Raw genomic sequence first — 1,173 nt, 5'->3', positions numbered from 1 at the left:
GTCCGCCGGGCCCGGAGGACCGGTAGACGTCGATGCGGAGGTCGTTCGGGTTGATCTCGACGTCGACCTCCTCCGCCTCGGGCGCCGATCCCTACATTCTGGGTGTCGGTTCGGGAGCGTCCTTCGGCGCGGTGCTGATCATGACGACGGGCATCGGAACCGGGCTGTCGATCGGTGTCCCGGTGGCGGCCTTCCTGGGAGCGATGATCTCCCTGATCGCGGTTCTCGTTCTGGGCAGGCGCGAGGGAATGCTCGTCCCGCTACGCATGGTCCTGGCCGGTGTTGCCATCGGCTATCTACTTTCGGCTGCAACAAGTTTCGTGCAGCTGCGTGCCGACCCGAGCCAGCTTTCGGGAGTGCTCTTCTGGTTACTCGGTTCGGTGAGCGGGGCAAGTTGGTCGGATCTCGGTGTGTCGGCCGCGGTAATCACCTTGTGCGCAGCGGTGTTGCTGACGCAATCGCGCCAACTCAATGCGCTGGCGATGGGTGACGAGAGTGCGCAATCGGTAGGCGTCGATGTGCGTCGTACCAGATTGCTGTTGCTGGTGATCGCGTCGTTGCTGACCGCTGTGGTCGTATCCGTCGCCGGCGGAATCGGTTTCGTGGGGCTACTCGTGCCGCACGCCGTACGGCTCCTCGTCGGTTCCGATCACGGCAAGCTGCTCCCCGCGACCGCGTTGGTTGGTGCCACCTTCCTGGTGATCGTCGATCTTGCAGCTCGAATGCTGGATGCGCCCAACGAATTGCCACTCGGGATCATCACCGCGGGATTGGGCGCTCCGTTCTTTCTCTGGTTGCTTCGACGGGACGGCGGTGCGCAGTCGTGAGATTGTCGGCCAGCGGAATTCAGATCGTTCTGGGCGGGCGCCTGGTGATTTCGGGTGTGGATCTGGAAGCACCGGAGGGAAGTGTGGTCGGGCTCGTCGGACCGAACGGCAGCGGAAAGTCCTCCCTCCTGCGCGCGTTGTATCGCTCGATGAAGCCTCGAAGCGGAGTCGTGAAGGTGGACGAGGTGAATGTCTGGGACGATCTCTCGCCCCGATCGGCTGCCCGCATCATCGGTGTCGTCGGGCAGGAGCATTCATCCGACTTCTCGTCCCCTGCGTCGATGCCCCGCTTGTATTCGATGATGACCGGCGACCCGTTCTCGTCCAGCCCGAGCGAGTCGATCCG

1 protein-coding gene and 2 pseudogenes are annotated in these 1,173 nt (G+C 63.6%); 2 read left to right on the top strand and 1 reads right to left on the bottom strand.

Features of this window, described 5'->3' with window-relative positions; all coding sequences use genetic code 11:
* Window positions 1-50 precede the first annotated feature (50 nt).
* Window positions 51-827, top strand: a complete 777-nt coding sequence (locus ABT116_RS48500; protein ID WP_351647927.1) for a FecCD family ABC transporter permease — start codon at window positions 51-53, stop codon at window positions 825-827.
* A pseudogene (locus tag ABT116_RS48495) lies at window positions 824-1,024 on the top strand (ATP-binding cassette domain-containing protein); the annotation flags it as partial. The gene ABT116_RS48500 and the pseudogene ABT116_RS48495, both read left to right, overlap by 4 nt.
* Before the next feature lie 74 nt (window positions 1,025-1,098).
* Here the strand turns inward: ABT116_RS48495 and ABT116_RS51270 are convergent.
* A pseudogene (locus ABT116_RS51270) lies at window positions 1,099-1,173 on the bottom strand (DUF5655 domain-containing protein); the annotation flags it as partial.

The sequence above is a fragment of the Streptomyces sp. NPDC002130 genome (assembly GCF_040296465.1).
Classification (GTDB): Bacteria; Actinomycetota; Actinomycetes; order Streptomycetales; family Streptomycetaceae; genus Streptomyces.
Note: the sequence above shows the minus strand (reverse complement) of the source record. Positions and strands in the feature narration are given on the sequence as shown.